This window comes from Candidatus Deianiraea vastatrix (assembly GCF_007993655.1).
Lineage (GTDB): Bacteria > Pseudomonadota > Alphaproteobacteria > Rickettsiales > Deianiraeaceae > Deianiraea > Deianiraea vastatrix.
Map to the genome: position 1 here is coordinate 446,869 of NZ_CP029077.1, position 25,705 is coordinate 472,573.

21 protein-coding genes and 1 rRNA gene are annotated in these 25,705 nt (G+C 33.3%); 11 read left to right on the forward strand and 11 right to left on the reverse strand.

The window, feature by feature from the left end; translation table 11 throughout:
* Positions 1 to 33: 33 nt before the first annotated feature.
* Positions 34 to 933 (reverse strand): hypothetical protein, encoded by a 900-nt coding sequence (locus deia_RS02085; protein ID WP_146820516.1) that lies wholly within the window; start codon positions 931 to 933, stop codon positions 34 to 36.
* Positions 934 to 944: 11 nt separating this feature from the next.
* Entirely contained in the window at positions 945 to 1,667 is a 723-nt protein-coding gene (locus deia_RS02090) for a Bax inhibitor-1/YccA family protein (protein WP_146820517.1), read from the reverse strand.
* Between the two features lie 133 nt (positions 1,668 to 1,800).
* Between deia_RS02090 and deia_RS02095 the strand changes: the two genes are divergently transcribed.
* On the forward strand, positions 1,801 to 2,826 hold the full coding sequence (locus deia_RS02095) for a coiled-coil domain-containing protein (RefSeq protein WP_146820518.1): 1,026 nt from the start codon (positions 1,801 to 1,803) through the stop codon (positions 2,824 to 2,826).
* Between the two features lie 42 nt (positions 2,827 to 2,868).
* Here deia_RS02095 and clpB read toward each other — a convergent pair whose 3' ends face one another.
* The 3 genes from clpB to deia_RS02110 all read right to left on the reverse strand — a co-directional run bounded on the left by clpB (position 2,869) and on the right by deia_RS02110 (position 7,068).
* Entirely contained in the window at positions 2,869 to 5,457 is a 2,589-nt protein-coding gene (gene clpB, locus deia_RS02100; protein ID WP_146821488.1) for an ATP-dependent chaperone ClpB, read from the reverse strand.
* Positions 5,458 to 5,538: 81 nt separating this feature from the next.
* A complete protein-coding gene (locus tag deia_RS02105) occupies positions 5,539 to 6,573 on the reverse strand; it encodes a hypothetical protein (RefSeq protein WP_146820519.1) in 1,035 nt (344 codons plus the stop codon).
* A gap of 45 nt (positions 6,574 to 6,618) precedes the next feature.
* Complete coding sequence (locus deia_RS02110; protein ID WP_146820520.1) at positions 6,619 to 7,068, reverse strand: hypothetical protein; 450 nt, start codon at positions 7,066 to 7,068, stop codon at positions 6,619 to 6,621.
* Positions 7,069 to 7,178: 110 nt separating this feature from the next.
* Between deia_RS02110 and deia_RS02115 the strand changes: the two genes are divergently transcribed.
* On the forward strand, positions 7,179 to 7,571 hold the full coding sequence (locus tag deia_RS02115; protein WP_161982804.1) for a methylated-DNA--[protein]-cysteine S-methyltransferase: 393 nt from the start codon (positions 7,179 to 7,181) through the stop codon (positions 7,569 to 7,571).
* On the opposite strand, the gene deia_RS02120 is transcribed toward deia_RS02115, so the two are convergent.
* Positions 7,568 to 7,789, reverse strand: a complete 222-nt coding sequence (locus deia_RS02120) for a hypothetical protein (protein WP_146820522.1) — start codon at positions 7,787 to 7,789, stop codon at positions 7,568 to 7,570. The two genes, deia_RS02115 and deia_RS02120, sit on opposite strands and share 4 nt — an antisense overlap.
* 120 nt (positions 7,790 to 7,909) lie before the next feature.
* Here deia_RS02120 and deia_RS02125 point away from each other — a divergent pair, with 120 nt between their 5' ends.
* The 4 genes from deia_RS02125 (at position 7,910) to deia_RS02135 (ending at position 12,203) form a co-directional block, all read left to right on the forward strand.
* Positions 7,910 to 9,400, forward strand: a complete 1,491-nt coding sequence (locus deia_RS02125) for a 2-isopropylmalate synthase (RefSeq protein ID WP_146820523.1) — start codon at positions 7,910 to 7,912, stop codon at positions 9,398 to 9,400.
* A 296-nt stretch (positions 9,401 to 9,696) separates the two neighbouring features.
* A 16S ribosomal RNA gene (locus deia_RS02130) occupies positions 9,697 to 11,205 on the forward strand.
* Between the two features lie 606 nt (positions 11,206 to 11,811).
* Positions 11,812 to 11,937 (forward strand): hypothetical protein, encoded by a 126-nt coding sequence (locus deia_RS05925; RefSeq protein ID WP_281284142.1) that lies wholly within the window; start codon positions 11,812 to 11,814, stop codon positions 11,935 to 11,937.
* A 41-nt stretch (positions 11,938 to 11,978) separates the two neighbouring features.
* Positions 11,979 to 12,203, forward strand: a complete 225-nt coding sequence (locus tag deia_RS02135) for a hypothetical protein (protein WP_146820524.1) — start codon at positions 11,979 to 11,981, stop codon at positions 12,201 to 12,203.
* Positions 12,204 to 12,543: 340 nt separating this feature from the next.
* On the opposite strand, the gene glmU is transcribed toward deia_RS02135, so the two are convergent.
* Positions 12,544 to 13,878 (reverse strand): bifunctional UDP-N-acetylglucosamine diphosphorylase/glucosamine-1-phosphate N-acetyltransferase GlmU, encoded by a 1,335-nt coding sequence (glmU, locus tag deia_RS02140; RefSeq protein WP_161982806.1) that lies wholly within the window; start codon positions 13,876 to 13,878, stop codon positions 12,544 to 12,546.
* Entirely contained in the window at positions 13,868 to 14,812 is a 945-nt protein-coding gene (locus deia_RS02145) for a hypothetical protein (RefSeq protein WP_146820526.1), read from the reverse strand. The genes glmU and deia_RS02145 overlap by 11 nt, the downstream gene beginning before the upstream one ends.
* Positions 14,813 to 14,937: 125 nt before the next feature.
* Between deia_RS02145 and bamD the strand changes: the two genes are divergently transcribed.
* Complete coding sequence (bamD, locus tag deia_RS02150) at positions 14,938 to 15,564, forward strand: outer membrane protein assembly factor BamD (RefSeq protein ID WP_161982808.1); 627 nt, start codon at positions 14,938 to 14,940, stop codon at positions 15,562 to 15,564.
* Between the two features lie 69 nt (positions 15,565 to 15,633).
* Here the strand turns inward: bamD and deia_RS02155 are convergent, their stop codons facing one another.
* Both deia_RS02155 and deia_RS02160 read right to left on the reverse strand, forming a co-directional pair.
* A complete protein-coding gene (locus deia_RS02155; protein ID WP_146820528.1) occupies positions 15,634 to 17,892 on the reverse strand; it encodes an NADP-dependent malic enzyme in 2,259 nt (752 codons plus the stop codon).
* A gap of 67 nt (positions 17,893 to 17,959) precedes the next feature.
* The gene (locus tag deia_RS02160; RefSeq protein WP_146820529.1) at positions 17,960 to 19,051 is read right to left on the reverse strand and encodes a hypothetical protein; all 1,092 of its coding nucleotides are present in this window, start codon (positions 19,049 to 19,051) and stop codon (positions 17,960 to 17,962) included.
* 130 nt (positions 19,052 to 19,181) lie between these two features.
* Between deia_RS02160 and folP the strand changes: the two genes are divergently transcribed.
* Positions 19,182 to 19,916, forward strand: a complete 735-nt coding sequence (gene folP, locus deia_RS02165) for a dihydropteroate synthase (protein WP_146820530.1) — start codon at positions 19,182 to 19,184, stop codon at positions 19,914 to 19,916.
* Positions 19,917 to 19,984: 68 nt separating this feature from the next.
* Here folP and deia_RS02170 read toward each other — a convergent pair whose 3' ends face one another.
* Positions 19,985 to 21,514 carry an aminopeptidase P family protein gene (locus deia_RS02170; protein WP_146820531.1) on the reverse strand — a complete coding sequence of 510 codons (1,530 nt, stop codon included), beginning with the start codon at positions 21,512 to 21,514 and terminating at the stop codon, positions 19,985 to 19,987.
* Between the two features lie 124 nt (positions 21,515 to 21,638).
* Here deia_RS02170 and deia_RS02175 point away from each other — a divergent pair, with 124 nt between their 5' ends.
* The 3 genes from deia_RS02175 to nuoF all read left to right on the forward strand — a co-directional run bounded on the left by deia_RS02175 (position 21,639) and on the right by nuoF (position 25,526).
* The gene (locus deia_RS02175) at positions 21,639 to 23,408 is read left to right on the forward strand and encodes a hypothetical protein (protein WP_146820532.1); all 1,770 of its coding nucleotides are present in this window, start codon (positions 21,639 to 21,641) and stop codon (positions 23,406 to 23,408) included.
* 342 nt (positions 23,409 to 23,750) lie between these two features.
* Positions 23,751 to 24,212, forward strand: a complete 462-nt coding sequence (locus tag deia_RS02180) for a hypothetical protein (protein ID WP_146820533.1) — start codon at positions 23,751 to 23,753, stop codon at positions 24,210 to 24,212.
* A 72-nt stretch (positions 24,213 to 24,284) separates the two neighbouring features.
* On the forward strand, positions 24,285 to 25,526 hold the full coding sequence (nuoF, locus tag deia_RS02185) for an NADH-quinone oxidoreductase subunit NuoF (protein WP_146821490.1): 1,242 nt from the start codon (positions 24,285 to 24,287) through the stop codon (positions 25,524 to 25,526).
* The last annotated feature ends 179 nt before the right edge of the window (positions 25,527 to 25,705 follow it).

Below are 25,705 nucleotides of genomic sequence, written 5' to 3' on the forward strand. Positions count from 1 at the left end.
TAACATTTATTGGTATTTTAAAAGTTTTTTTCATTAAATTTGCCTAAATTCGCTGAGTTTTACAATAATTTGCTCAAGTTCTGCGATGGTTATGTGTTGGTCTGTGTCGCTTTTTGAAGTGCCGCATTCAAGCAAAATTCCGTCGTATAAAAAGTCATCACCGCATTTGATTTTCATTGCATCTATTGTAAAATCAACGATTTCACTGCGTTTTTTTGGGCCGGCGATGTGGCTTGGGTCAAGGAACATTGGGTTGCCGGTTTTTTGTTTAACGCGAATGCACATATTGTGGATTGGGTAGTTGCGAAAGCCCATGTTATCTTCGCTGTCAACGCCGCGGTGTATCATGTAAATATCGGATTTTTCAAGATTTGATGCATAGGTTGAAAGTCCTGACCATGATTTATCAAGCGGGGTTTCTGCATTTTTTGACTCGGAAATTGCAACCGGCGCACCAAGTGCCTTACCGTTTTTAATGCCGACTTTCCAGCCATTTTCTTTTGCAAATTTTGCCATTATTTGAATTGGAAAACCAAGGTGATTTACTGCCGGGTTCCAGACAATTGCTTTGCTGGACTTTAAAAAATCAGCTAAAACGCTGCATTGTACCCATGGGTCGACAACTTCAGTTGCTATGAAAATTTCGGGATTTTTGCTTTGAATTTCATTTGCAATTTCAACACTTGGGCAGGTTATAATTCCAAAATCGCCACGCATTAATTTTGCAACATTTGCCTCATAACTTTCAAGATCTATGCCGATAAATGCGTTTTTTGGATCAAAATTCGTTCTTGATTTAAGCCCAACCACACGAACGCCAAAAAGTGCAGATTTTCCAGAAATTTTGATATTTAACATATCAAATACTTCGGCTTTATTTTGTAAGTCAATTGAACAAGGACCTGCTATAATCTTTACTTTTTGCGCGCCCATATTGAAAAAAATTAATCCCTTCTCATTGACTCAACGAATCTTAACATGTGAACGAAGATTACAATGAAGTCCATATATAATTGGAATGCGCCAAAAACTGCGACTTTTTGTGCAGATTTATAATCTTGTCCAACAACATAGTACATTTCCTTGATTTTTTGAGTATCGTAAGCTGTAAGTCCTGTGAAAATTATTACAGAAAGAACGGAAATCATGAAAGACATTGCTGAGCTGTGCATAAACATGTTTACAAGCATTGCAATTAGCAATCCCATTGCACCCATAATCAAGAAAGAGCCCATTGCTGTTAAGTCTTTTTTCGTTGTGTAACCGTAAATACTCATGGATCCAAACATTCCAGCTGTAATGAAGAATGAAATTGCTATACTAGTTGAGCTGTAAACTAAAAATACTGAAGATAGAGAAACCCCCATTAATACTGAGTAAATTAACAGGAAATTGCGAACGGATTGGTAGTCCATTTTATGGAATTTAAATCCCAAATAAAAAGACATTATAAGTGGTGCAAATGACACAATAAGTCCCAGTGGGCTTGAGAAAAGTGCATATGCAAGACCTGAATATGCCATAAAAAACGCGACAACGCCTGATATTCCAAGAGCTATAGTCATATAATTATAGACATTTAGCATATATTCGCGAAGTCCTTGATTAAAAGATGTAGCTTTTTGTGAGCCAAAAGCACTAAACGCATTAAATCTTGTTTCTGCCATATAAAATAAAAAACTTCTATAAAGAATATATGCTGTATTTTTTAAAAGTCAAGTATATTGATAACTAAATTAATAAAATATAATTTGACAATTACATTATTAGTTGTATTATGCCTTTAGTTTTATTGTTTATATGAATTATCAAGACATCATCAATGGTTTGCAAAACGATCAAATTGTTAAGTTGAAATATGATAAAGTTAATCAAGAGTTTAACAACAAAGTTGAATTTTATGGAGATCATATTGATTTATATGTTGTGAAAAAAGATGACAAAGTTTACTATCTTAGGTATTTCAAAGGTATTTCAAACTTTACACTTTATAATGAAAATTATGAAAAGATTATTCACGTAAATACATTATTATTATCAATGAAAGGTGTGCAATTTAATGATAGGTCTGATAATTTGTTTGTTTACAAAAAACATATTATAGATAGTTGTAACAAACTTCCTTCAATGGAAGAAGGATTTAATCGTATTTACAATATACTAATGACACCACCAGAGATAATAAAAAAGAATTATGAGCAATATCTGGAAGATACAAGTATTAGTGGAAATTTTGTGGTTAAAAAACCAAATGAAGCTAATCAACCGATTTTTGGAAATGGCGTTGTAATTGGCAGCAATTTTCAAGATTTAAAAGATCGCGATATTGCTGAAGAATGTAGTAGTCTTATAGATGAAATTTCACAAATGAAGGGTAAATTTAATCCCCAGGAGGAGAAACAAAGGGTTGACGAATATAGAGCTAATATGTTAGAAGTTAATGCTAAAATCAATGAAAATAAACAGACTATAGAGCAAAAACAAAAAGAAATATTGGCATTGCAGAATGAGAATAAAAGGGCAGAGTGTTCCATTAATCACTCTGTGAATGGTTTGAAAAATCAATATATTGAATTGCGCGCTATAAAAGAAAACCTTATGCAAGAAAAAAAACTTGCAGAGGAACAAAGGTTAAAAGGGGAACGAGAAAACAAGAATAATGCATCTTTTACCCCTGGTCAGAGGGCTGTTCTTAAAAATATGTGTTATACCTTTCAAAATCATTTAAATAAGAAAACAGGAGATGCGTTCCAAACACTAAAAAAACATCAATCACAGTATTTAGAGCAAAAAAATAGTAGTCTTAATAATTCGCAACAATATTAATAAAAGTCTTACGTTTTATGCAAAAAACAGAGTGGTGTACAATTACTCCGTTTTATCCTTCACTTTACCAAGAATTATCGAGCCATCTTTTGTGCCAACGCCGATTTTGTCTCCAGGTTTGAAGTTTCCCTGAAGGATTATATTTGCAAGGCTGTCATAAATTTGCTTTTGAAGCACTCTTTTAAGCGGTCTTGCACCGAAGATTTCGTCATAACCCATGTCGCAAAGCAAATCTTTTGCTTTTTGTTGGAAGATAATTGAAAGCTCTTGCCGGCGAAGTTTTTCCTCTATTTCGCGAATTTGAATGTCTAAAATTCCAGCTATATTTTCTTTTTTGAGGCGATTAAAGAATATTATTTCATCAAGACGATTTAGGAACTCGGGTCTAAAAAATCTTTGAACTTCAGACATAACGCTTTCTTTCATTTTGTCAAAATTGTTTACTGCATCGTTGCTATTTATAAACTGCGCACCAAGATTTGATGTTAAAATTACTATTGTGTTTGTGAAATCTGCTGTTCTGCCTTGAGAGTCTGTAAGCCTTCCATCATCTAACAGTTGTAAAAGTATGTTAAATACATCAGGATGAGCTTTTTCAACTTCGTCAAATAACACAACTTGATATGGTCGTCTGCGTATACTTTCGGTTAAAACCCCGCCTTCATCATAGCCAACGTATCCTGGAGGCGCGCCAATTAGCCTTGAAACTGAATGTTTTTCCATGTACTCTGACATATCAAGGCGAAGCATTGCCTTATCGTCATTAAATAGCATATTTGCAACGGCTTTTGTGAGCTCCGTTTTACCAACGCCTGTTGGACCAAGGAATAAAAATGATCCAATAGGTTTGTTGTCTGACGAAAGCCCAGATCGCGAGCGGCGAATTGCATTTGCAATAATCTCAACTGCTTGATCTTGCCCGACAACGCGAGCTTTTAGGTCGTCTTCAAGGTGTAACAATTTTTCTTTTTCGCTTGTTAGCATTTTTTCAAGAGGAATGCCTGTTGCTTTTGAAATTACTGCGGCTATGTCATCTGAGGTAATTGTTTCACGAATAAAAGATGTTCCGTCTTCACCTTGGTTGGTTTTTATTTCATTTTCAAGATGAGGTATAACAGAATAGCGAAGTTCACCGGCTCTTGCAAGATTTCCGCTTTGTTGGCATTTTTCAAGTTCAAATTTTGCGTCTTCAAGCTTCATTTTTAGCTCTTTAATCTTGTTTAATTTTAGCTTTTCACTTTGCCATATTGATGTAAATTCAACAAGCTCTCTTTGAAGGGTGTCAAGCTCTATATTTGCCGCATCCATACGCTTTTTTGACGCATTGTCATCCTCTTTCTTTAGGGCTTCAATTTCAATTTTTAGTTGTAAGATTTTTCGATCAAGGTTATCAATTTTTTCAGGCTTACTGTCAATTTGCATCTTCAACCTTGACGCAGCTTCGTCCATTAAATCTATTGCTTTATCTGGCAAAAATCTATCTGTTATATACTTGTTTGACATCATAACTGCGGCTATAATTGCCGAGTCTGTAATACGAACGCCATGGTGCATTTCATATTTTTCCTTAATTCCACGCAAAATCGTAATTGCATCCTCAACATTTGGCTGAGAGACAAAAACGGTTTGTAAGCGGCGCGCGAAAGCTGGGTCTTTTTCTATGTATTTCTTGTATTCATTCAGCGTTGTTGCGCCTATGCAGTGCATTTGCCCACGAGCAAGTGCGGGTTTTAGCATATTTGACGCATCCATAGCTCCTCCACCGCCGCCAGCACCCATTAAAATGTGTATTTCGTCTATAAACAAGACTATATCGCCGTCCGCTTTTTCAACTTCGTTAATTATTGCCTTAAAACGCTCTTCAAATTCACCTTTGTACTTGGCACCTGCAACAACTAAAGCCATGTCAAGCTCTAAAAGTGTTTTATTTTTTAAGTTTTCGGGAACATCGCCTTTTGAAATTCTCATTGCAAGACCTTCAATTATTGCGGTTTTACCCACCCCTGGTTCACCAATTAATAGTGGATTATTCTTAATTCTGCGTGATAAAACTTGAATTGTTCTGCGAATTTCCTCGTCACGCCCAATTACGGGGTCAATTTTGCCATTTTTTGCAAGCTCTGTTAAATTGCGAGTGTATTTTTTTAGCGCGTTGTATTGATTTTCTGCGTCTTGCGAATTAGCGCTTCCGCCCTTTCTCATTTCGTCAATTGCGGCTTTGAGTGATGGCTCTACAAGTCCAGATTCTTGTAAAATCTTCGATATTTTAAGCTCTTTTGATGCAAGCATTCCGTGCAAAATACTCTCAACAGTTGTATATTCATCGCTGCGTTGTTTTGCAATTTGCTCTGCTTTTGTAAGGCAAATTACCGCTTCTCTTGATAGATATGGGGTAGAGCCTCCGTTGCTTAAAACGCTGTTATTATCTAGGATTTCCTGTAATTTCTCACGAAGAAGCGATACGCTGCATTTTGCCGAGAAAAGCAAATTTGGAACGATTGACTCACGATTTGTAAGCATCGCTTGTAAAATATGCTCAGGGCCGGTGCTGCTGTGTTGCATTGAAGTTGCGATTTTAACGGCTTCATTTACTAAATCACGAGCGGAATTTGTGTATTTTTCAAAGTTAATAGACATAAATGCAACTATACATACTTAACTATATATAGTCGCATTTTTGGAAAAGTCAAGGGATAGGTTAATTTTGTTTACTTATTTGAAACGAAAATTACCTTTTTTACCTTGTTTCTCTTTCCCATCTTCTTTCTTTGCACGAAGAACATCGCTTTTTTGTTCTGCAATACTTTGATACTCTTGCTGTGTTTTGCTAGGGATGCTTTTGCGTAAATAAGTTTGCAAATATTCAGGAGTTTTAGGTTGATGACCATCTGGGACTGCGATAAAAGAAGGTATTTTCTTTTCTTGGAATTGTGTCAATTTTTTTGGGAATTGCCCAACTTTTTCTTGGAATTCTTCCCTTTTTTCTAATAATAATCTATTGCAATTCTCTTTGAAATCCTTGCAGTTGCTATTGTTGTTTATAGGATTAAATTTGCATTTACTGACTTGAGTGCAAATAGCCCCACCGTTTTTACTATATAGTGTCTTTGTTTCTTCAGTCTTTTCCCCATTTTTATTATATAATGTTTTTATCATTTCAACCACTTCCCCATTTTTATTATTTATAAATTCAGTTTTCTGTGTGTTTAAAATCACCCCTTTTTCATTATATCGTGTCTTTGTTTCTTCAGTCTCTTGACCTTTATAATACAATGTCTTTGTTTCTTGAGTTATTATATCATTTTCATTACCATGCCATGTGTCTGTTTTTTGAGTTATTATATCATTTTCATCATACCATATCTTTATTTCTCCAACCACTTTCCCATTTTTATTATATATAAATTCAGTTTTCTGTGTCTTTACAATAATCACCTCTTTTTTATCATATTCATACTCATTTTCCTGTATTTCAACAATGTTCACAAATTTATTATATTTTTTTGATGTCTTTTTAAGTACGCGCCCCTTTTCATCATATTTATCATACTCATTTTCCTGCATTTCAACAAATTTATTATTTTCATCAAATTTTTTCGATGTATTTTTAAGTACGCGCCCATTTCCATCATATCTATACTCATCTTCCTGCGTCGTTTCAACAATTTTCTCATTTTGATCATACTTATCTGTCCATTTGATCAATATTTTCCCATTTTCATCATACTCAGTTGTCCATTGGATCAATATTTTCCCATTTTCATCATACTTAGTTTTCCATTGGATAATTATTCACTCATTTCCATTCTTAGTTGCCCATTTGGTCACTGTTTTCCCATTTTCATCATACTCATCATAGTTTTTAAATGCTACACCCGATTCATCAACTGTGTCTGCACCAAAGATGTCTTTATATGGCTGTTCGTGTACATCAACGAAAGCATGATAAGAATCTTTTATCTTGGCAATAACTCCATTTGTTATAATGTACACACCTTTGCCAACAAATCCCGCAGCCGCAATATATGCAAGACCTTTAATAATTCTATTAGTGCTGACATAATTCCAAAATCTACCAGGGTTATTTGGTTGCTGTTGAACTTGTTGCTGAACTTTTTGCTGAACTTGTTGCTGAACTTGTTGCTGTGCCATTGCGTCGTTTAGTTGTTGCATCTCTGTGTCGTTGATGTTGTTGTTTATGTTAATCATTTCAATATTTTGTTCGTTGTTTGGTTGGTTCATAAAAAAAATAATAATTTTGTTATTATATCACAAATTTTGGATAATGTCAAGAAAAATATTGAAAATAATGTTTTTTATACAAATATACTGAAAAAATGCTTTATTTTATTATGAATTACAAAGATATATTAAATGATTTTTTTGATAAAAGAGTTTTGAATTGTGGTGAATTGATAAAGTTAGTCAATCTTGCAGAAGTAACAGAAAAACATAAAATTGTATTGCGTAATTTACTTGATATAAATAAAGGAGAGGTTGTTTCTTATAGTGATTTTGCAAAGAAATGTGGTTTTGATATTCAAACAAGAAACATTGCAAGCCTGATTGGAAAAAATCCATTTCCAGTTATTATTCCATGTCATAGAGTGATTAGAAAAAGTGGTGAAATTGGCAATTTTATCTTTGGATCTGGTATTAAAAAAGAGTTGCTTGATTTTGATTCTGGTAAAATAACCGATATATCAACTGGTACGAAAAATACAATATACAATTTTTATAGTTAGATTTGTAAAAGTGAAGAAGTTGGCTGATTTCTCTGATTTTCAAGATCTTTAGTGTGTTTCCTTTTATACTCTTTATTGGCTGGACCTGTTTTGTCGAAAAATGCAATTTCCGAAATTGGCTGAAGCTTGTTGGCATTTTTACGCATTATATCTAGAATTTCAGATATTCCTCTTCCATCGCCACTGTTAATATCTGATACGGGGTTAATTTGACTCATAGCAATAGTATTCAATCTTATATGAAGTTATATTAAATGGAAATAAAAATCAAGTAATATTTATATATGTAATATTGACAATTAAAAAAGATTGTATAAAATAAACAAAAGTAGGAATATATGGCAAAAAAAATCATAATTTTCGACACAACTCTTCGTGATGGCGAGCAAGCCCCTGGTGCAAAAATGAGTATGCAGGAAAAGATTTTAGTTGCAAAAAACCTAGATGGGATGGGGGTTGATGTTATTGAAGCAGGCTTTGCCGCGTCATCTGATGGTGAATTTGAAACACTTTCACAAATATCGAAAATTCTTGAAAAATCAACAATATGTTCCCTTGCAAGGGCGAAAAAAGAGGATATATTAACTACATATAACGCTCTTAAAAATGCCAGTAAAAAACGCCTTCATACCTTTATTTCAACTAGTGAAATTCACATAAAACACAAGCTTGGAAAAACTCATGACGAGGTTTTAGAAATGATTAAAGTAAGCGTTGCGTTTGCAAAAACTTTGTTTGACGATGTTGAATGGTCGGCAGAAGATGCAACACGAACTGATTACGATTTTTTGGCAAGATGTGTAAGTGTTGCGATTGAAAATGGTGCAAAAACAATCAATATTCCAGATACAGTCGGATATTTTACGCCATTTGAATATAGCGAGTTGTTTAAAAAATTAACTGCGGAATTTCGGTCAAAGGATGTAATTTTTTCATGCCATTGTCATGACGATCTTGGCATGGCTTCTGCAAATTCTATAGCTGCGATAATGGGCGGGGCAGGGCAGGTTGAATGCACAATAAACGGAATTGGAGAGCGCGCTGGAAACTGCGCTATGGAAGAGGTTGTAATGGCGATTAAAACACGCAAAGATTTGCTAAATTACGCAACATCTATTGACACTCGGCAGTTCGTAAAAATTTCTGAGCTTGTATCTAATGTAACTGGATTTTTCGTGCAAGCAAATAAGGCTATAATTGGTAAAAATGCGTTTTCGCATGAATCTGGAATTCATCAAGATGGAATGCTTAAAAATCGCCAAACTTATGAAATCATGACTCCAGAAGATGTTGGATTTGAAAAAACAACCCTTACACTTGGAAAATTATCAGGCAGGAACGCATTAAATGACAAACTAAAGCAGTTAAATTTCAACCTTTCTAAAGAAGAGCTTGACGCAGTTTTTATAAAATTTAAAGCACTTTGTGATATTAAAAAAACTATTTACGATAGCGATATTATCTCGCTTTTAACAAGTAAAACAGATGAAAGTAGCGATGAAATCTTGTCTTATAGTGTAAATTCCCTTGAAAATGGCGATAAACAGGTAAGCGTTGTGGCTAAAATTGGCGGAGTAGAAATCCAAGAAACTCAAGTTTCATCGGGCATTTTGAATGCAAGTCTTAAGTGTATAAACGAAATTTTAAAAATAAATCCAAGCCTTGAAAAATACGAATTAAAGGCAATTAGTATGGACGCAGACGCACAAGGAATTGCAAGTGTGGTGGTGAAAAATGGTGAAAAAATCGAGCATGGAAGTGGTTGTAATTGCGATATTATAATGGCGTCAATTATTGCTTATTTTTCCGCGTGTTTAAAAATTAAGTAGATTAAAAAAATAATTATTTATAAAAATTATTTTTCCGTATATCACAATTTATCTAAAATCCCTATATAATATATACTTTTTGCCTTGAAATAAAAAAAATTATTTTTTTTCTTGACAATTAAAATTATTGTGTTTCTAGTGATTTGTCTTTGTCTGATTTTTAAGTATCAGTCAAAGCTTAAATCGTGAATATAGAAACTTTGTCAAGATTTCGCTTTTTTATAAGCGAGAGAAAAAACATATATATGTTTTCGTTAATTTCGAGAGTGGCGTGGTAAAACACGTTAAAATGATTAAACTATTAGAGTTTGATCCTAGCTCAGAGTGAACGCTGGCGGTATGCTTAACACATGCAAGTCGAACGGAGTTTTTTGAAGTAGCAATACTTTAAAAAATTTAGTGGCGAACGGGTGAGTAATATATAGGAATCTACCCAGTAGCGGGGAATAATCATCAGAAATGGTGACTAATACCGCATACGCCCGAAAGGGGAAAGGAGCAATCCACTATTGGATGAGCCTATATCTGATTAGCTAGTTGGTAGGGTAAATGCCTACCAAGGCAAAGATCAGTAGCCGGTCTTAGAGGATGGCCGGCCACATTGGGACTGAGACACGGCCCAAACTCCTACGGGAGGCAGCAGTGGGGAATATTGGACAATGGGCGCAAGCCTGATCCAGCAATACCGCGTGAGTGATGAAGGTCGAAAGATTGTAAAACTCTTTTGCCGGGGACGATTATGACGGTACCCGGAGAATAAGGACTGACTAACTTCGTGCCAGCAGTCGCGGTAATACGTGGAGTCCAAGCGTTACTCGGAATTATTGGGCGTAAAGCATGTGTAGGCTGTCTTGTAAGTTAATGGTGAAATACCGGGGCTCAACTTCGGTGCTGCTATTAATACTGCTTGACTAGAGTTTGGTAGAGGGGAATGGAATTCCTAGTGTAGGGGTAAAATCCATAGATATTAGGAGGAACGCCGGAGGCGAAAGCGATTCCCTGGGCCATAACTGACGCTGAGACATGACAGTGTGGGGAGCAAACAGGATTAGATACCCTGGTAGTCCACACCGTAAACGATGATCACTACCTGTCGGGACTTCGGTTTCGGTGGGCACAGCTAACGCGTTAAGTGATCCGCCTGAGTAGTACGATCGCAAGATTAAAACTCAAAGGAATTGACGGGGACCCACACAAGCGGTGGAGCATGTGGTTTAATTCGACGCTAACCGAGAAACCTTACCAAAACTTGACATGGCACCTTAAGCGCATCCAGCAGTGGAGCGTGTGAGCAATCTAGGTGTCACAGGTGATGCACGGCTGTCGTCAGCTCGTGTCGTGAGATGTTGGGTTAAGTCCCGCAACGAGCGCAACCCCCTTCCATATTTGCCAGCGAGTAATGTCGGGAACTATATGGATACTGCCCGTGATAAGCGGGAGGAAGGAGGGGATGACGTCAAGTCATCATGTCCCTTATGTTTTGGGCTACACACGTGCTACAATGGTGCTGACAACGGGTCGCAACACCGCGAGGTGAAGCTAATCCCTTAAAGAGCATCTCAGTTCAGATTGCAGTCTGCAACTCGACTGCATGAAGTTGGAATCGCTAGTAATCGCAAATCAGCATGTTGCGGTGAATTTGTTCCTGGGTCTTGTACACACTGCCCGTCAAGGCATGGGAGCTGAATTTGCTAGAAAACAGTGCGCTAACCGCAAGGAGGCAGCTGTTTACGGCAGTTTCGGTGACTGGGCTTAAGTCGTAACAAGGTAGCCCTAGGGGAATCTGGGGCTGGATTACAATTAAATAACAAGTCTTTTAGACTTTAGATAATATATCCACTTTTCCAAATTGTTACAACGTAGGATTTTACATCCTTTCTCTCGCTTATAAAGTTGCGTTTTTTGTCAAAGTTTCTATTTTTCTAAAAATTTTCTAAAAAAATTCATTCCTTTTGCTCTTCACTACATCCTACCAAACTCCTTGCAAAGAAGGTTTATATGCAATAAATCGTGGATACCGTGTATAAAAATTTAATTGCACTTATTCACTGAGTATTAAATACAGATGTTTTTAAAGAAAAAATCAATTGCGTAAATAATAAAAGCCGAGATAATTCTTACAAACAAATGGAGTAAATTTATCGCGATTGTATACTTTGTAAAACCACTAACTAAAACACTTATAAATACTAGATAAAATAAAGAAATATTTTTAAAGATTTGTATTAATCATTATAAAATTGCTGAAAATAATATACAAAATACAGATGTTTTTTTGATGACAAAAAAGAAATTTTATCATTAAACTTGGTGATTTTATAAAGAGCTTATCTTTTAAAGAGTTGTGTACGTTAATTTATGAGAAATTTCCAGAAATGGCGGAAAATAGTGTATTTTAAAAATAAAAATATATGACTATTTTAGTTTCAGCGTTATGTGAAGATGGTCTTGTGATCGGTGCTGACAGCATGGCTTCTTTAAATTTAGGTAATACAAATTTTGTAGGTGTTGTGATAATAACAAAATTACAACAATAGATAATACCCTTATTATTGCCTGCGATGGAGATGATAATTTGATGTCAAAATTTATAAATTTTTTAAATATATTTTATAATTCAATAAGAGAAGAATATAAAAATGAAAAAGATATTCACTCTTTGCCTCAAAAAATTGCCTTACAATTTGCTCATTATTTAATAAATCATCTACAACAAATGCCAACTTTATTAAATCAACAAATTTTAAATAAGATTGCAACTGAAGGCTTTAATTTTTTTAGTGCAATATTAGGTTTACATTAAATGACAATAATCATTATTTATGCAAATATGATAATAGATTAATACCAAACATAATAAGAAATGATGGAATATGGCACACGATACAAGGAAGTGGTCAATTAGTTGCTGAACCTTCAATGCATATCTAGTAAAAAACTATTAAATATAAAAAGAAAACCAACAGTTAATTAGGCTTCAAATCTTGTATATGACGATACAGCATGTCATAGAAGTAAGTTCTGGTGGGATTGGTGGCGATATAATAAAGCTAAAATATTAAAAAAAGATAATAATTTATATTTATACCCAATTTGATAATCTTGATTATCTAGAAGATATGTAGTTTTTGCTTGTAAAGCGATTATTTTTCATCTTTATTTCTTATTTTTTTCTTATATTTTTCAACAAATCCATCAATATTGATTTGTTTTTGACGCGCTATTCCAAGGCAGCCGTTTGAAACATTTTTAGTGATTACACTTCCGGCGGCTGTCATGGCATTATCTTCAATTTCAATCGGTGCGATTGTATAGGTTCCAATTCCTATGCTGCAATTTTTTCCTATTTTTGTTCTCTGTTTTTTAAACCCATCATGATTTGCTGTTATTGTTCCAGCTCCTATATTTGTATTTTCGCCAATTTCACTATCGCCTATATATGTTAAGTGGTTAATTTTGGTGTTATTTCCAATTTGCGAATTTTTTACTTCAACAAAGTTTCCTATACGAACATTTTCATCAAGCGTTGTTCCTGGGCGGATTCTTGCGAAAGGTCCGATTATACAGTTTTTTCCTATTTTACAATTTTCAAGATATGAAAAGGCTTTTATTAAAACACCTTCATGAATTTCAACATTTAGCCCAATATGCACATTTTCCTCTATTACAACATCTTGCTCAATTTTTGTATCGTGTGAAAAATAAACGGTTTTTGGATTTATCAAGGTAACACCTGCCTCCATGTGTTTATTGCGTAGGATTTTTTGGTAAAATTTCTCCGCCTCGGCAAGTTCAACTCTTGAATTTATGCCCATAACTTCTGATTCTTCGCATTTAACAAAAGAGCATTTCCCATTATCTTGATTGATGATTTTTGCTATGTCTGTTAAATAATATTCACCACTTGCGTTTTTGTTTTCTATTTTTACAAGGGCTTTTTTTAAGATGTCAGATTTTACTGCAATAATGCCGCTGTTGCATAAAGTTATAGCTTTTTGAGCTGGGTTTGCATCTTTGTATTCAACTATTTCTTTTAATTTTTCACCATCTGTAATTAATCTTCCATATTTTTGGTTTATATCTTTTACCTCAAAGCCAAGGAATACGCAGTCGAAATCTGAAATTTTAGCAAGCATCTTTTCAACAGTCTCGGGCTTTACAAAAGGCGTGTCGCCATAATTTATTACAACATTTACAGAGTCTGGAATTTTATCTATACACGAAAGAACTGCGTGACCTGTTCCAAGTTTTTCTTTTTGTATCACGATTTCAAAGCGATTTTCAAGCGTTTTGTCAAAAAAAATCAAATCGTTTGATGCAACAAGGATTTTTTTTACTGCCATATCCACGCATTTGCATGATGAGTCAAGAAGTGAAATACCAGCTATTTTATGAAGTGGTTTTGGCATTTTTGACCGCATTCTTGTTCCATTTCCGGCTGCAAGTGTTATAGATATATACTCTTTATTATTTCTCATAATAATCTTCAAACCTCTGTTTTTCCTCATTTGTTATCAATTTAATGTAGTATTTTTTATTTTCAACATATAATTTTAAATTATTTTGCGCTAAGGTTTTTGCGATATTTTCGCCGTTACTTCCTATTGTAACTATTGCAAGGTTGCTTGAAAAGCCATTTATTATATAAGGAAGACTAGATTTATCAAGAAGTTTTTCAATTTCAAGCCAATGATTTTTATTATTTATGATTATTTTCACTGGAATTTTGTTTAACATTCTTGAATATTCGTCAAAGCCGTTTACAAGAAGAGATTCAATTTTCATTTGGGTTGTTTTTCTGAGCTTTTCTGAGTCATATGTAACTGAAAACCTTGCTATATACTCATTTTCAAAAAATCTTTCATTGTCTATGTAGAAATCCCTTATGCAGTTTGCGGCGTCTGATATTGTGTATTTTATGTGATTCAATCCCAATTCAACAATTAAATTGGAAAATGATATATCAACTGCATCGTAAAATGCAAGACTCATAGATTCTTCAATGCTGTCGCCAGAATTTTGATATATCCAAACATCATTTATCATGTAACCATTGTCAGATTTTACAGCAAAAGGCCTTGATGCCGTTATATCTATTGGATTTTGTTTAAAAATTTCTGCATCAGGCGGTGGTACATCTATATAATATTTTATGATTTTTTTATTACCGTTTTTTGAATCATCGGATTCAACTGTTTTTATTCTACCTTTTTTAAAGATATTTTGAACTCCTGTTACTACATTATTTACTTTATTTCCAAGTGAATTTAGTGCGTTTTTTAATTTATCCATTATACCGTCTTTTTGTGCTTGTTTTTCTATATTTTTTGCAAACGATACATTTATGCTTGCAACACAGTTTAGTATGATTAAAAAAAATAATACAATATTTATTTTAATAAAATTTTTCATATAACTTTTGTAAAAAAAGCTTGCTTTTTGGTAAAAAATTATTTTACACTCTTCATAGGTATAAATTAATAAATAAAATGCAAGTTTTTTCCAAGTTTAGTATTGTTTTTATTTTTTTGTTTTTGATGTCTTGTGGTAAAAAGGATGTCAAGATTGCTTCACAAGATAAAATAAATAAAGAGTATTACAAAATAATGCGCGAGTTTGATAATGAGAACTATAATTTAGCATTGCAAAGTTTTGAAAAATTCACAAAACAATATTCTGTAAATCCAATTGCAAAGCAAAGCCTTCAAATGGAGATATTTTTGCAATATGTAGCAGAAAAATATAAGGAATCAATTGCGCTTTCTGATATGTATATTAAGCTTTATGCAATTGATAATATTGGAGTTGAGTATGCACATTACATGACGATAATGGGAATGTATAAAGGCATAAAAGATGTAGATGCTGGCGTTGATGTTGCATTGCAGCTTGCTGGGTATATTGGAAATAATTTACCAAAAATTAAGAATGAAGACTATAGAAGTGATATATCGTGGCGTTTGCAAAAAATTTATTTATTCATAACTATATCAAAAATTATAGCTGGAGACACGTATTTTAACGCAAATCAATATATTTCAGCAATGATTCAATATCAAGAAGCAATAAAGATGTATCAAAAAATTGGCGATACAAAATTAATCACAATAAATGAAATACAAAATAGAGTAAATGCAATAAATAAAATAATTGGAATTGAGTAGAGTGGCTCAAGTAATTTGAATGATGCCACAACTAATATCTTTCCTTTTTCGCTACCAGTATAAAATATATTACAATCCAGAAATCAAAGCCATATTGAATATATCGCGGGCTTTTGCGTATGGTGAAACAATTTGAATTGAATTTTCAAAACCGCTAAGTATAGGGCCGATTAAAATACAATTACCAAGCGATTCCGCAAGACTCGATGATATAGCGGCAGAGTGAAGCCCTGGCATTATCAATATATTTGCAGATTCAGTAAGTCGTGAAAATGGATAAGCATCTTTGCCGTTTTTGGTAAGGGCAGTTGATGGAAGCATTTCGCCTTCGTATTCAAAATCAACTTTCATTTTATCTAAAATTTTCACAGCATTTGCAACACGCTCTGATTCTTTTCTAACATTTGAGCCAAAATTTGAATAAGACATAAAGGCAACACGAGGTTTTATGCCCATTTTTGTTACAAATTGCGCTGTTTGAATAGCATTTTGGACTAGCTCTTCAGAGCTTGCAAGTTCTGAATTTGCTGTATCTGATATAAACAGCATGTGATTTTTATGCACAAGTATAGAAATTCCAGTAAGTTTGCTATCTTTTTTAATTGGTGAGAATTTCTCAACATTTGATATAACGTTTGTGTAAGATCTTCCAACGCCGCAAATTACAGAGTCAACCTCTTTTGTTTCAAGAAGCAGGGATGCAAAAGCGTCTCTATCTTTTTTTACTAAACTTTCACAGTCAGAGCGAAGCATTCCTTTTCTTTGTAGCTTTGAGTATAGTAAATCGATATATTTTTCAATATCGTCTTTTTTTTCACTTGCGTTTACTATTTCAATATCGGATAGATTTATTGAATTTTCAGTTGCAACCTGATCAATTCTATCGCGTTTTCCAAGCAGCAATGCTTTACCATGTCCGCCATCACGCCACATAACGGCAGCCTTAATTGACTCAATTTCTTCACCTTCAGCAAAGCAAACTTTTTTATTACTTTTTACACTTTCCGAGATTAAAGTTATTGCATTAACAGATGGGTCAAGCCTTGAACGAAGAGCTTTTTTGTATTTTTCTATATCGTCAATTTTTTTACGAGCAACTCCAGTTTTCATCGCAGCTTTTGCAACTTCTGATGCAACTTCTATAATAAGTCTTGGATCAAATGGGGTAGGGAGAATGTATTGTCTTCCAAATTCAAGTTTTCTACCAGGGTAGGCTGCCAGAACTTCGTCAGGAACAGCAAGTTCTGCAAGTTTTGCAATTGCTTCAGCAGCTGCCATTTTCATGTCTTGATTAATTTGCGTCGCACGAACATCGAGTGCTCCACGGAATAAAAATGGGAAACACATAACATTATTTACTTGATTTGGATAGTCACTTCTTCCTGTTGCAATTATAGCGTCTGGTCTTACTTCAAATATTTCTTCAGGAGTTATCTCAGGTTCTGGATTTGCCATGGCAAAAACTATTGGATTTGGTGCCATTCCTTTAATCATTTCTTGAGTAAACGCACCCTTTACAGAAAGACCAAGTACTAAATCAGCACCTTTTAAAGCCTCAGTTAGGGTTCTTGCACTTGTTTCAACAGCAAATTGCTCTTTAAGCTCTGTCATTGAATCTGTTCTGCCTTTATATATAGGACCTTTTTGATCGCAAAGTATGCAATTTTCAGGCTTTAGTCCATAGTCACGAATCATTTTATAGCATGAAATTCCAGCAGCTCCAGCGCCATTTACAACCATTTTCATGTCAGAAAATTTTCGACCCGTTACTTTTGCAGCATTAATAACTGCGGCAAGTGATATTATAGCGGTTCCGTGTTGATCATCGTGAAAGACTGGAATGTCAAGTAATTCCTGTAATTTTTTTTCTATATAAAAGCATTCAGGACCTCTGATATCTTCAAGATTTATACCACCCCAAGTGCGTCCGATATTCTTTACAACATTTATAAGCTCGTCAGAATCGCGCGTTTCAACCTCAACATCGATAGAGTCAATATCTGCAAATCTTTTAAAAAGAACAGATTTTCCTTCCATAACCGGCTTTCCAGCTAGAGCGCCAATGTCTCCGAAACCCAAAACTGCTGTTCCATTTGAAATAACCGCGACAAAATTTCCTTTTGATGTATATTCGTATGCCAAATCAGGGTCTTTTTCAATTTCAAGACATGGAAAACCAACACCAGGAGAGTAGGCAAGAGATAAATCTCTAACCGTTGCAAGCTGTTTAATCGGGCTTACTTCAAGCTTACCAGGCTTTCCACTTCTGTGAAATTCCAATGCTTCCTCTTTTGTAACTTTACTTATTTGTTGATTTTTTCCTGACATATTATTATATAATATCATTTATACCAAATATAAATATAGATATAATTTATTTGTCAAGTATAAAAATTTATCTACTAAAAACCTTTGATGCTTGTTTTACAATATCTTTGTCTGTTAATTTTTTACGATTATTGTAAGATCTAGCTTCCAAGGTATTTGTTGTTAAACCTGTTGAAAATATACCTTTATTACTACAAGTGTTATACAAAGATGCCGTTCCGCCTGTTGAAGATATATCTTGATCAATTTGTTTAGTTTTTATATAACTAATACTATGGCGTAGAGGTTGAGTTGCGTATGGGTTTGCTTTTGTTGTAATAAAAATTGGTTTGGTGTTTATATGACTACTAGGGCGTAGAGGTTGAGTTGCGTATGGGTTTGCATTTGTTTTAATAACATTAGGTTTTTTGTTTTTGATTTTAAGCATTCGATAGTACATTTTATTTACTTTTTTTTCTAAATCATTGAATTCGTTTCCAGTATTGTTAATTTTTTTACCAATTGTGTTAAATCTCTCCTTAATATTTTTTCTCTCTTGAATTAATGAATCAAGCTGATTGCTTTCTTTAAAAGGGCGAATTTCGTCATATGATGTATGTTCAATGCCACTATATAATTCTTCTAGAGGTCGAATGCGCTCATAAGGGCTAGTATATCCTTCTTCGTTACTAATGTCGAATTCTGTTAGTATTTCTGGGCTTTGATTGAAACGATTAATCGTATTGCATGGAGTGCCTTTTTTACTATCAATATCATCTGACATCTCTTCCTCTATTGAATATAAAATTCCCTTTATATTATTATTTTTGATATTATTGAAAGTGGTAGAAGTTTTGAGATACAATGGATCTTTATTTTTATACTTATCATCTTTATAAATATCTACATCATCTGGAGTAAGTAAATTTTCGTGTTTATTATTATCACTGTAAATATTTATATCATTATCGTCGATATATTTGATTATGCTTTCCTGAAGTTTAGAATTCTCTTGTTCCCCTTCGTTATTATTATCGTCGATAATTTCTGTAAAACTTTCGTAAATTTCATTGTCTTCTTTGGTAAAATCTATTTCAGCTTCCTTTTCTAAGGGTTTATACCTAGATTTATATAAGTCTAAATTTGATTCTTGTTTAATAACTAATCTTGATTTGTCCATAAAGATAAAAAAACTAAACAATTGTAAAAATTTTTTTTTAATATGCAAGGTATTTTTAATTATTTTTTTTTATTGACATTATTTTAATCTATCAATTTACTTTCAAAGTATTTAATAATTTTATCAAAATATGAAAATTTTTGCAATATTGAATATTACGAAAAATTCTTTTTCACAAGATGGCTTGGTTGAAATCGACAAAATTGAAGAACGAATATTAAATTTTAAGTCAAAAAATGTATATGGAATCGATATTGGGTTTCATGCTACAAATCCATCTACGTCTTTGGTTGATGAAGATGTAGAATTTAATAATTCTTCTGAGATTTTGCCTCAAATAATGCATATTTTAAAAGGAATTAATCTTTCTATTGATACATTTTATCCAAGTGTTGCAAGATTTGCATGTGAGTTGGGATTCTCGTATATAAATGATGTTAATTTTTGCCGTAACGAAGAAATGCTTGGCATTTTAGAGGAATTTATCAATGTAAAATATATATTAACTCATAGTTTATCTATTCCTGTAAAACGCGATGAATGCTTATCTTTTGATAGAAATATTATAGAACAGTTATTAGATTTATTCAATGATAAATTAAAGATTATTTGTAAAAAAATTGAAAAGAGTAGGGTTGTTATAGACCCTGGTATAGGGTTTGGTAAAAATGTAGATCAAAATTGGGAAATATTAAGGAATTTTGAAAAATTTAAATCTCTTGGATGTAAGCTTTATCTTGCTCACTCAAGAAAGCGTTTTTTATCTGAAATAAGTGATGAAATCAAAGATCGTGATATAGCAACTAAAACTATTTCAAAAATGCTCGAAAATATAGCGGATTACGCTCGCATTCATGATGTTTAGTATTATAAAATTTAATATTCATTGTTAATTTTTGTATTTAATAATTTTAATATCTAATATTAGATTTGCTATTCAAAATTAACACTTGTTAAAACCTCAAAGCAGAGAAAATCTTCGTATTTGTCGGATTTTTTCACCACCACTAGATTTTCAAGGCGTATGCCGTAAAGTCCTTCAAAATAAAGACCCGGCTCAATTGAAAGCACCATGCCAGCCATAAGCGGCACATTTGACGACTTTGAAATGCTGCATGGGCCCTCGTGTACTGATAAAAATTGCCCAACTCCATGACCTGTTCCGTGTGCAAAGTCAAGCCCGTTTTGCCATAAGTTGTATCTTGCGATTGCGTCAATTTGACCGCCTGTCGTGCCATTTGGAAAGTGTAAATTTTGCAGCATTTCAAGTGACTTTTGAGCAAGTTCATAGTGAAAATCAGCCTGTGGAAATTGACTATTATAGTCTCCAAGCAGTAAAGTTCGCGTTATATCTGTGGTTCCAAATTTATACTGCCCGCCTGAATCGATTAGCAAAATTCCGTCTTTTTCGATTTTTTTATTCGTCTGTAAAGATGGTTTATAGTGTATTATTGCCCCATTTTCATTAAAACCTGCTATTGTTTCAAAGCTAGGGCAGATGAAGTCTTTATCCTCGGCCCGAAATTCTATAGATTTTTGAGCAACATCAATTTCCGTTATACTTCCTGCGTTTTCACGAGTCCATGCTATTAATTTTCGCATCGCAATTGCATCTTTTTGATGGGCAATCTTGATATTTGCGATTTCAATTGGGTTTTTGACGGCTTTTTCGATTAATATTGGGTTTTGCGTGTCAGTAATTTTACAATTTTTGGATATTAAATCTACAATTTGGCTGTTTGCTTGATTTTTTGTTATCAATATTTCATCGTAGTTTTTTACAATTTTTTCAATATCTGTAAAGCGCCAAAACAATACAGGGATGTCTATTTCATTTTCAAAATTGCCGATTAAATGTATATTTTTTTCATCAATTATTGCAAAACAATTTACAATTGGCGTGCAGTTTTGATCTCTACCTCGTATGTTTAAAAGCCAGCAAATTGATGCGGGATCTGTTATAAAATATGGCTTTTTGTTTAATTTATTACGAATTTTTTCTATTTTTTCACAAGCCTGCATGCCGCTAAACTGATTTTCGTGATGAAATATTTTACTATTTTGTATTTCTGGATTAAAATTAAATTCTCTAAAGACATCAAGTTTTGAAATTAAATTAACTGTAAAATGCAGTTTTAATTTTTCTACAAAAGAGTGAGAAAAATAGTCAGAAATTATAGCGATTTTAGTGATATTTTCGGATTTTAATTTTTCCATTATGGAAGTTTGAGCCATGTCAATTACCTCAAAAGTATCGATGTTTAGTTCATTTTTTGCCGAAATCGTATATCTTGCGTCTGTAAACAGGAAATTTTTACCTTTTTTTCTAATTGCAGCAATTCCGTTTGAGCCAGAAAAATTGGTCACGAATTTTAATAAACTGCGATCAGGATTTACATATTCGCTCAAAAACTCATCTTGGGATGGAATTAATAAAATTTCACTTTCATTAAAAAATATCATTATTTTTGCCAATAATTCAAAGATACTTGTTGGATAATTATTAAAATGTCAAGAAAAGTTTTAATATTTCACTTGACAAAATATTAAATTTATGATATAATGTTGAAATTTTTTTATTTATTTTATGAATCAACCTAATCAAGAAGAAGTAATTATTTCTAATAATCAAAATAGAATTAATGATTTAAAATCTCAATTTGACACAATGATGAAAAGTTTTGAAAATTCGAAAGATTCAAGGCTAAAGCAATTAGCAAATATTTCCCTAAATGGCTTTTTGGCACTTGCATCTTTTTATTCTTATTTTGACCTTGGTAAAGATGTAATTGATGATGTCAATAACGACATATTAAACATAAAGGAAGTAATGTATCAAAGCAATGCTGAAAATGCTAACAATATTGAACAAATTATGAACTATGTTAATAGTACTATTCCAGGCATTATTAAAACATTAAACGATACTCAGTATGATTTGAATCCTAACTTTGATAGGAGATCAAGTAATTTTTCTGAATTTTTTCGTAACGACCAAAACAATGCTTACTTTATAAAAAGATGTGGTCTTGACAAAACAATGTCTTTAGATGATGACTGTAACATGCTTGCAAGGGTTTATCAAGATCAGTTAATTTCGGGAGAAACGAATAGACAAATCCAATTATCACGAGATGAATTAGGCAATTTTAGCAATAAAATGAATGAATTGTTGAAATCTGAAATTAACAGAACAAAAGAAGATCGTTTGTTTGATAATGATACTTCAATAACACCGGATATGTCTGACGAATATGGTTTGCTTTTCTTATTCCTTGGCTCTCTTGGTTTATTTTTAAACTCAACATCGCAAAAGGCAATAGATGACGGTGGTGTTTTGGATAAAGAAAAAGATTTTATAAGGAAAAATCAAGAGTACTTAAAGATTTTAAACCGAAAACAAATGTCTTTACTTTATACTTTTATTACCTCTTGCGCTGTTTATCTTGAAAATTTTAATTTACCAGATTCAAAATATAAAAATGCAATTGAACAAACTGGTTTATATGCAGTTCCTATTATGTACTCTTTGTACATGTTTGCTTTGTTTGCTCAAAATATTGTCAAACTTGAAATGAGCAATCATCAAATAACAAAAGATCTTGCATTTATGCTAAAAGATATTGAGCGTCAATGGACTGAGGCTTTAAGTGGAAAAGATGGTGGAAAGAACAAATACATTCAGGCTTTAATTTCTGAAATTGATTCTTACAAAAGAAAAACTGGAATTCAATCCGATGATGCGTCTTTCGGTGTTTCACTTGCTTCATCTTTTGTGCAATTTTTCACAATTATACCTCAAATTGCTCAAGATGTTTTATCAAATGTTGTTCCAGTATCTTCAAAATCATCTTTTCCATTTGTGAAGTGGAATGGTTTTCATGCTGATCGTATTTTGCCTGAAATAAAAAATACTTGTCAACAACTTTGTACAACTTTTAGTAAAGTTATTCAAAATTTAAATTGCTGCAAGGGTAAGAATGATGTAATTGGTGATGATTTTGCTAATTTTGTTACAAAAGAAGGTGAAGTAGATAAGATTGTGGATAATCTTAATAATGCTGCTATTCTTGATACAAATAAACATCAAGAAGGTCAAAATCTCAACCAGAATAACGAGCAAGGTCAAGAAGATGAAATTATTGTTTCAGAAGATAAAGAAGAAAGCCAAACTCCTAAGAGTCAAAAAGGGCAGGGTGTTTACGGGAGTTCTTATAGCAGACAGAGGCAATATGTTGCACCTCGTCAGGAAGAAGAGGGTAATCAGTTTAAAGATCAAGGTCAACAATCGCAATTTTATCAACAAGGAGAAGAAAGAAAATCTCAAATAGGATTAGGACAGAGTATGAAAAAATAGTTAATCTTTCTAAAACATTCTACTTGCATTGTAGTTTTCGCAGGAAATCGCTTTTTAGTTGACTTTTAATTTTCTTTGGTTATAGTGGTTTGTTAAATATTTTTTATTTTTATGAATAAAAATTACAAACCACATAAACAAGATTATGAAAATTTATTTCTGCGTTACAAGAAAATGGATGGAATATTGAGATGAAAAGTACCAAGATAAGTACCGAGATTGATATAAGTCCTCCTCAATATCATTAGTATATTCTTGTTTTAATGAATAAATATAAACAAAAATGTAAAATAGAGGTTCATTTTGATGTCACTATGAATGATGTATGCAAATATTTAAAAGATGGTGGCACTATTCATGATGTTTAATATTTTAAATACTTTACAAAATAACGCTTGTGAATTACTTCCTTTCAAAAATCTATCGTCTTGTACAATTGCAAATTTATCTCATTCAAAATATCTTTTTGAAAACAATATCAACAATAAAGATGTCAATATGCATTTTACAAAATGTTCGTATCGTTTGAAATCTGAAGAAAAAAGCAATATACAAATATCAAAAATAGTTTATCCAAAAATGGATCTTTCGTGTTTGAAAAAGCCAGAACTAATAGGTCCACAAACAAAGCTGGAATATGTCCTTGACAACAATACTCCGTCAATGTCAAAAACATTTCAAATTCAGGAAGAAAAAATTTCCACAGAAGACAAAAACAAACTTGTTCAACGCACTGCTTTACATTTGAATCGTTTGCAAAATAAACAGAACCAACAACAAGGAGGCAATAATTTCCAGCAGTAATAAATCTTAAAACTTTACTTGAATTTTAGTTTTTTGTTGTTATAGTGGGTTAATTTTGATGCAAGCATGCCGATTATAAAAGATGAAAATAGGGTTTTTCCAAATATCGCGCGAAGGGATGAAATTTCTCTTCCTGCTGCTGTTAAAAACGGCGACTTTAAAGGAGTTAGCGATATTTTAGCAAAAGGAAGCGCATGGATTATTGATGAGGTGAAAAATTCTGGGCTTCGTGGTCGTGGGGGTGCTGGTTTTGCAACGGGCGTTAAATGGTCTTTTGTTCCAAAGCCTGAAGTGTCAAAAAAACCACATTATTTAGTAGTCAACGCTGATGAATCTGAGCCGGGAACTTGCAAAGATAGGCAAATTATAACTTGGGAGCCTTATAAACTAATAGAAGGGATTATATACGCTGCAGCTGCAATTTCGGCGAAAACCGCATATATTTATATTCGTGGTGAATTTTACAAAGAATGGCAAATTCTTGAAAATGCAGTACAAGAGTGCTATAAAGCTGGAATTTTAGGCTCAAATATTGATGTTTTTGTTCATCGTGGGGCAGGGGCATATATTTGCGGTGAAGAAACAGCTCTTCTTGAAAGCCTTGAGGGTAAAAAAGGAATGCCAAGATTAAAGCCTCCATTTCCAGCGGTATCTGGGCTATATGGCTGCCCAACTGTAATTAACAATGTTGAATCAATTGCCTCTGTGCCTGCGATTTTAAAGCGTGGCGCCGCTTGGTATCAATCAATGGGTCGTGAAAACAATAGAGGAACAAAGCTTTATGGAATTTCGGGCTGTGTGAATAATCCATGCGTAATTGAAGAGGAAATGTCTGTTCCAATGAAATATTTAATAGAAGAATATGCAGGCGGGGTTATTGGTGGATGGGAAAATCTAAAAGCTGTTATTCCAGGTGGCTCTTCATGCCCAATGCTTCCAGCGTCCAGTTGTAATGATGTTTTAATGGACTACGATGCACTTCGCGCGGCAGGTTCAAGCTTTGGAACGGCAGGCATAATCGTTATTAACAAAGACTGCGATGTAATTGATGCAATATGCAATTTGGCGCATTTTTACAAGCATGAATCATGCGGACAGTGCACTCCGTGTCGTGAAGGGACAAGTTGGATGTATTACATAATGTGCGATATTCGTGACGGAAAGGCAAAAAAATCAGATGTAGACAGGCTTTTTGCACTCACCAAGCAAATTGAAGGCAATACAATATGCGCACTCGCTGACGCTGCAGCATGGCCAATTCAAGGTCTAATCCGCCATTTCAAAGACGAAATGCTTGAAAGGTGTCAGATGTAGGGGTAATTCATTTGAAAGATGTGGTTAAAAATCTCATGAATATAAAAAAGAAATTTAGGGTTGTATAAACATGCTATCAATTTATTTAATAAATAGCCAAGTATTATTGCAACAATTTTGAAAGTAGTTATATAGCGTTATAATTTAGACAATTTGAACAGCTTCTTAATGCAAAATTT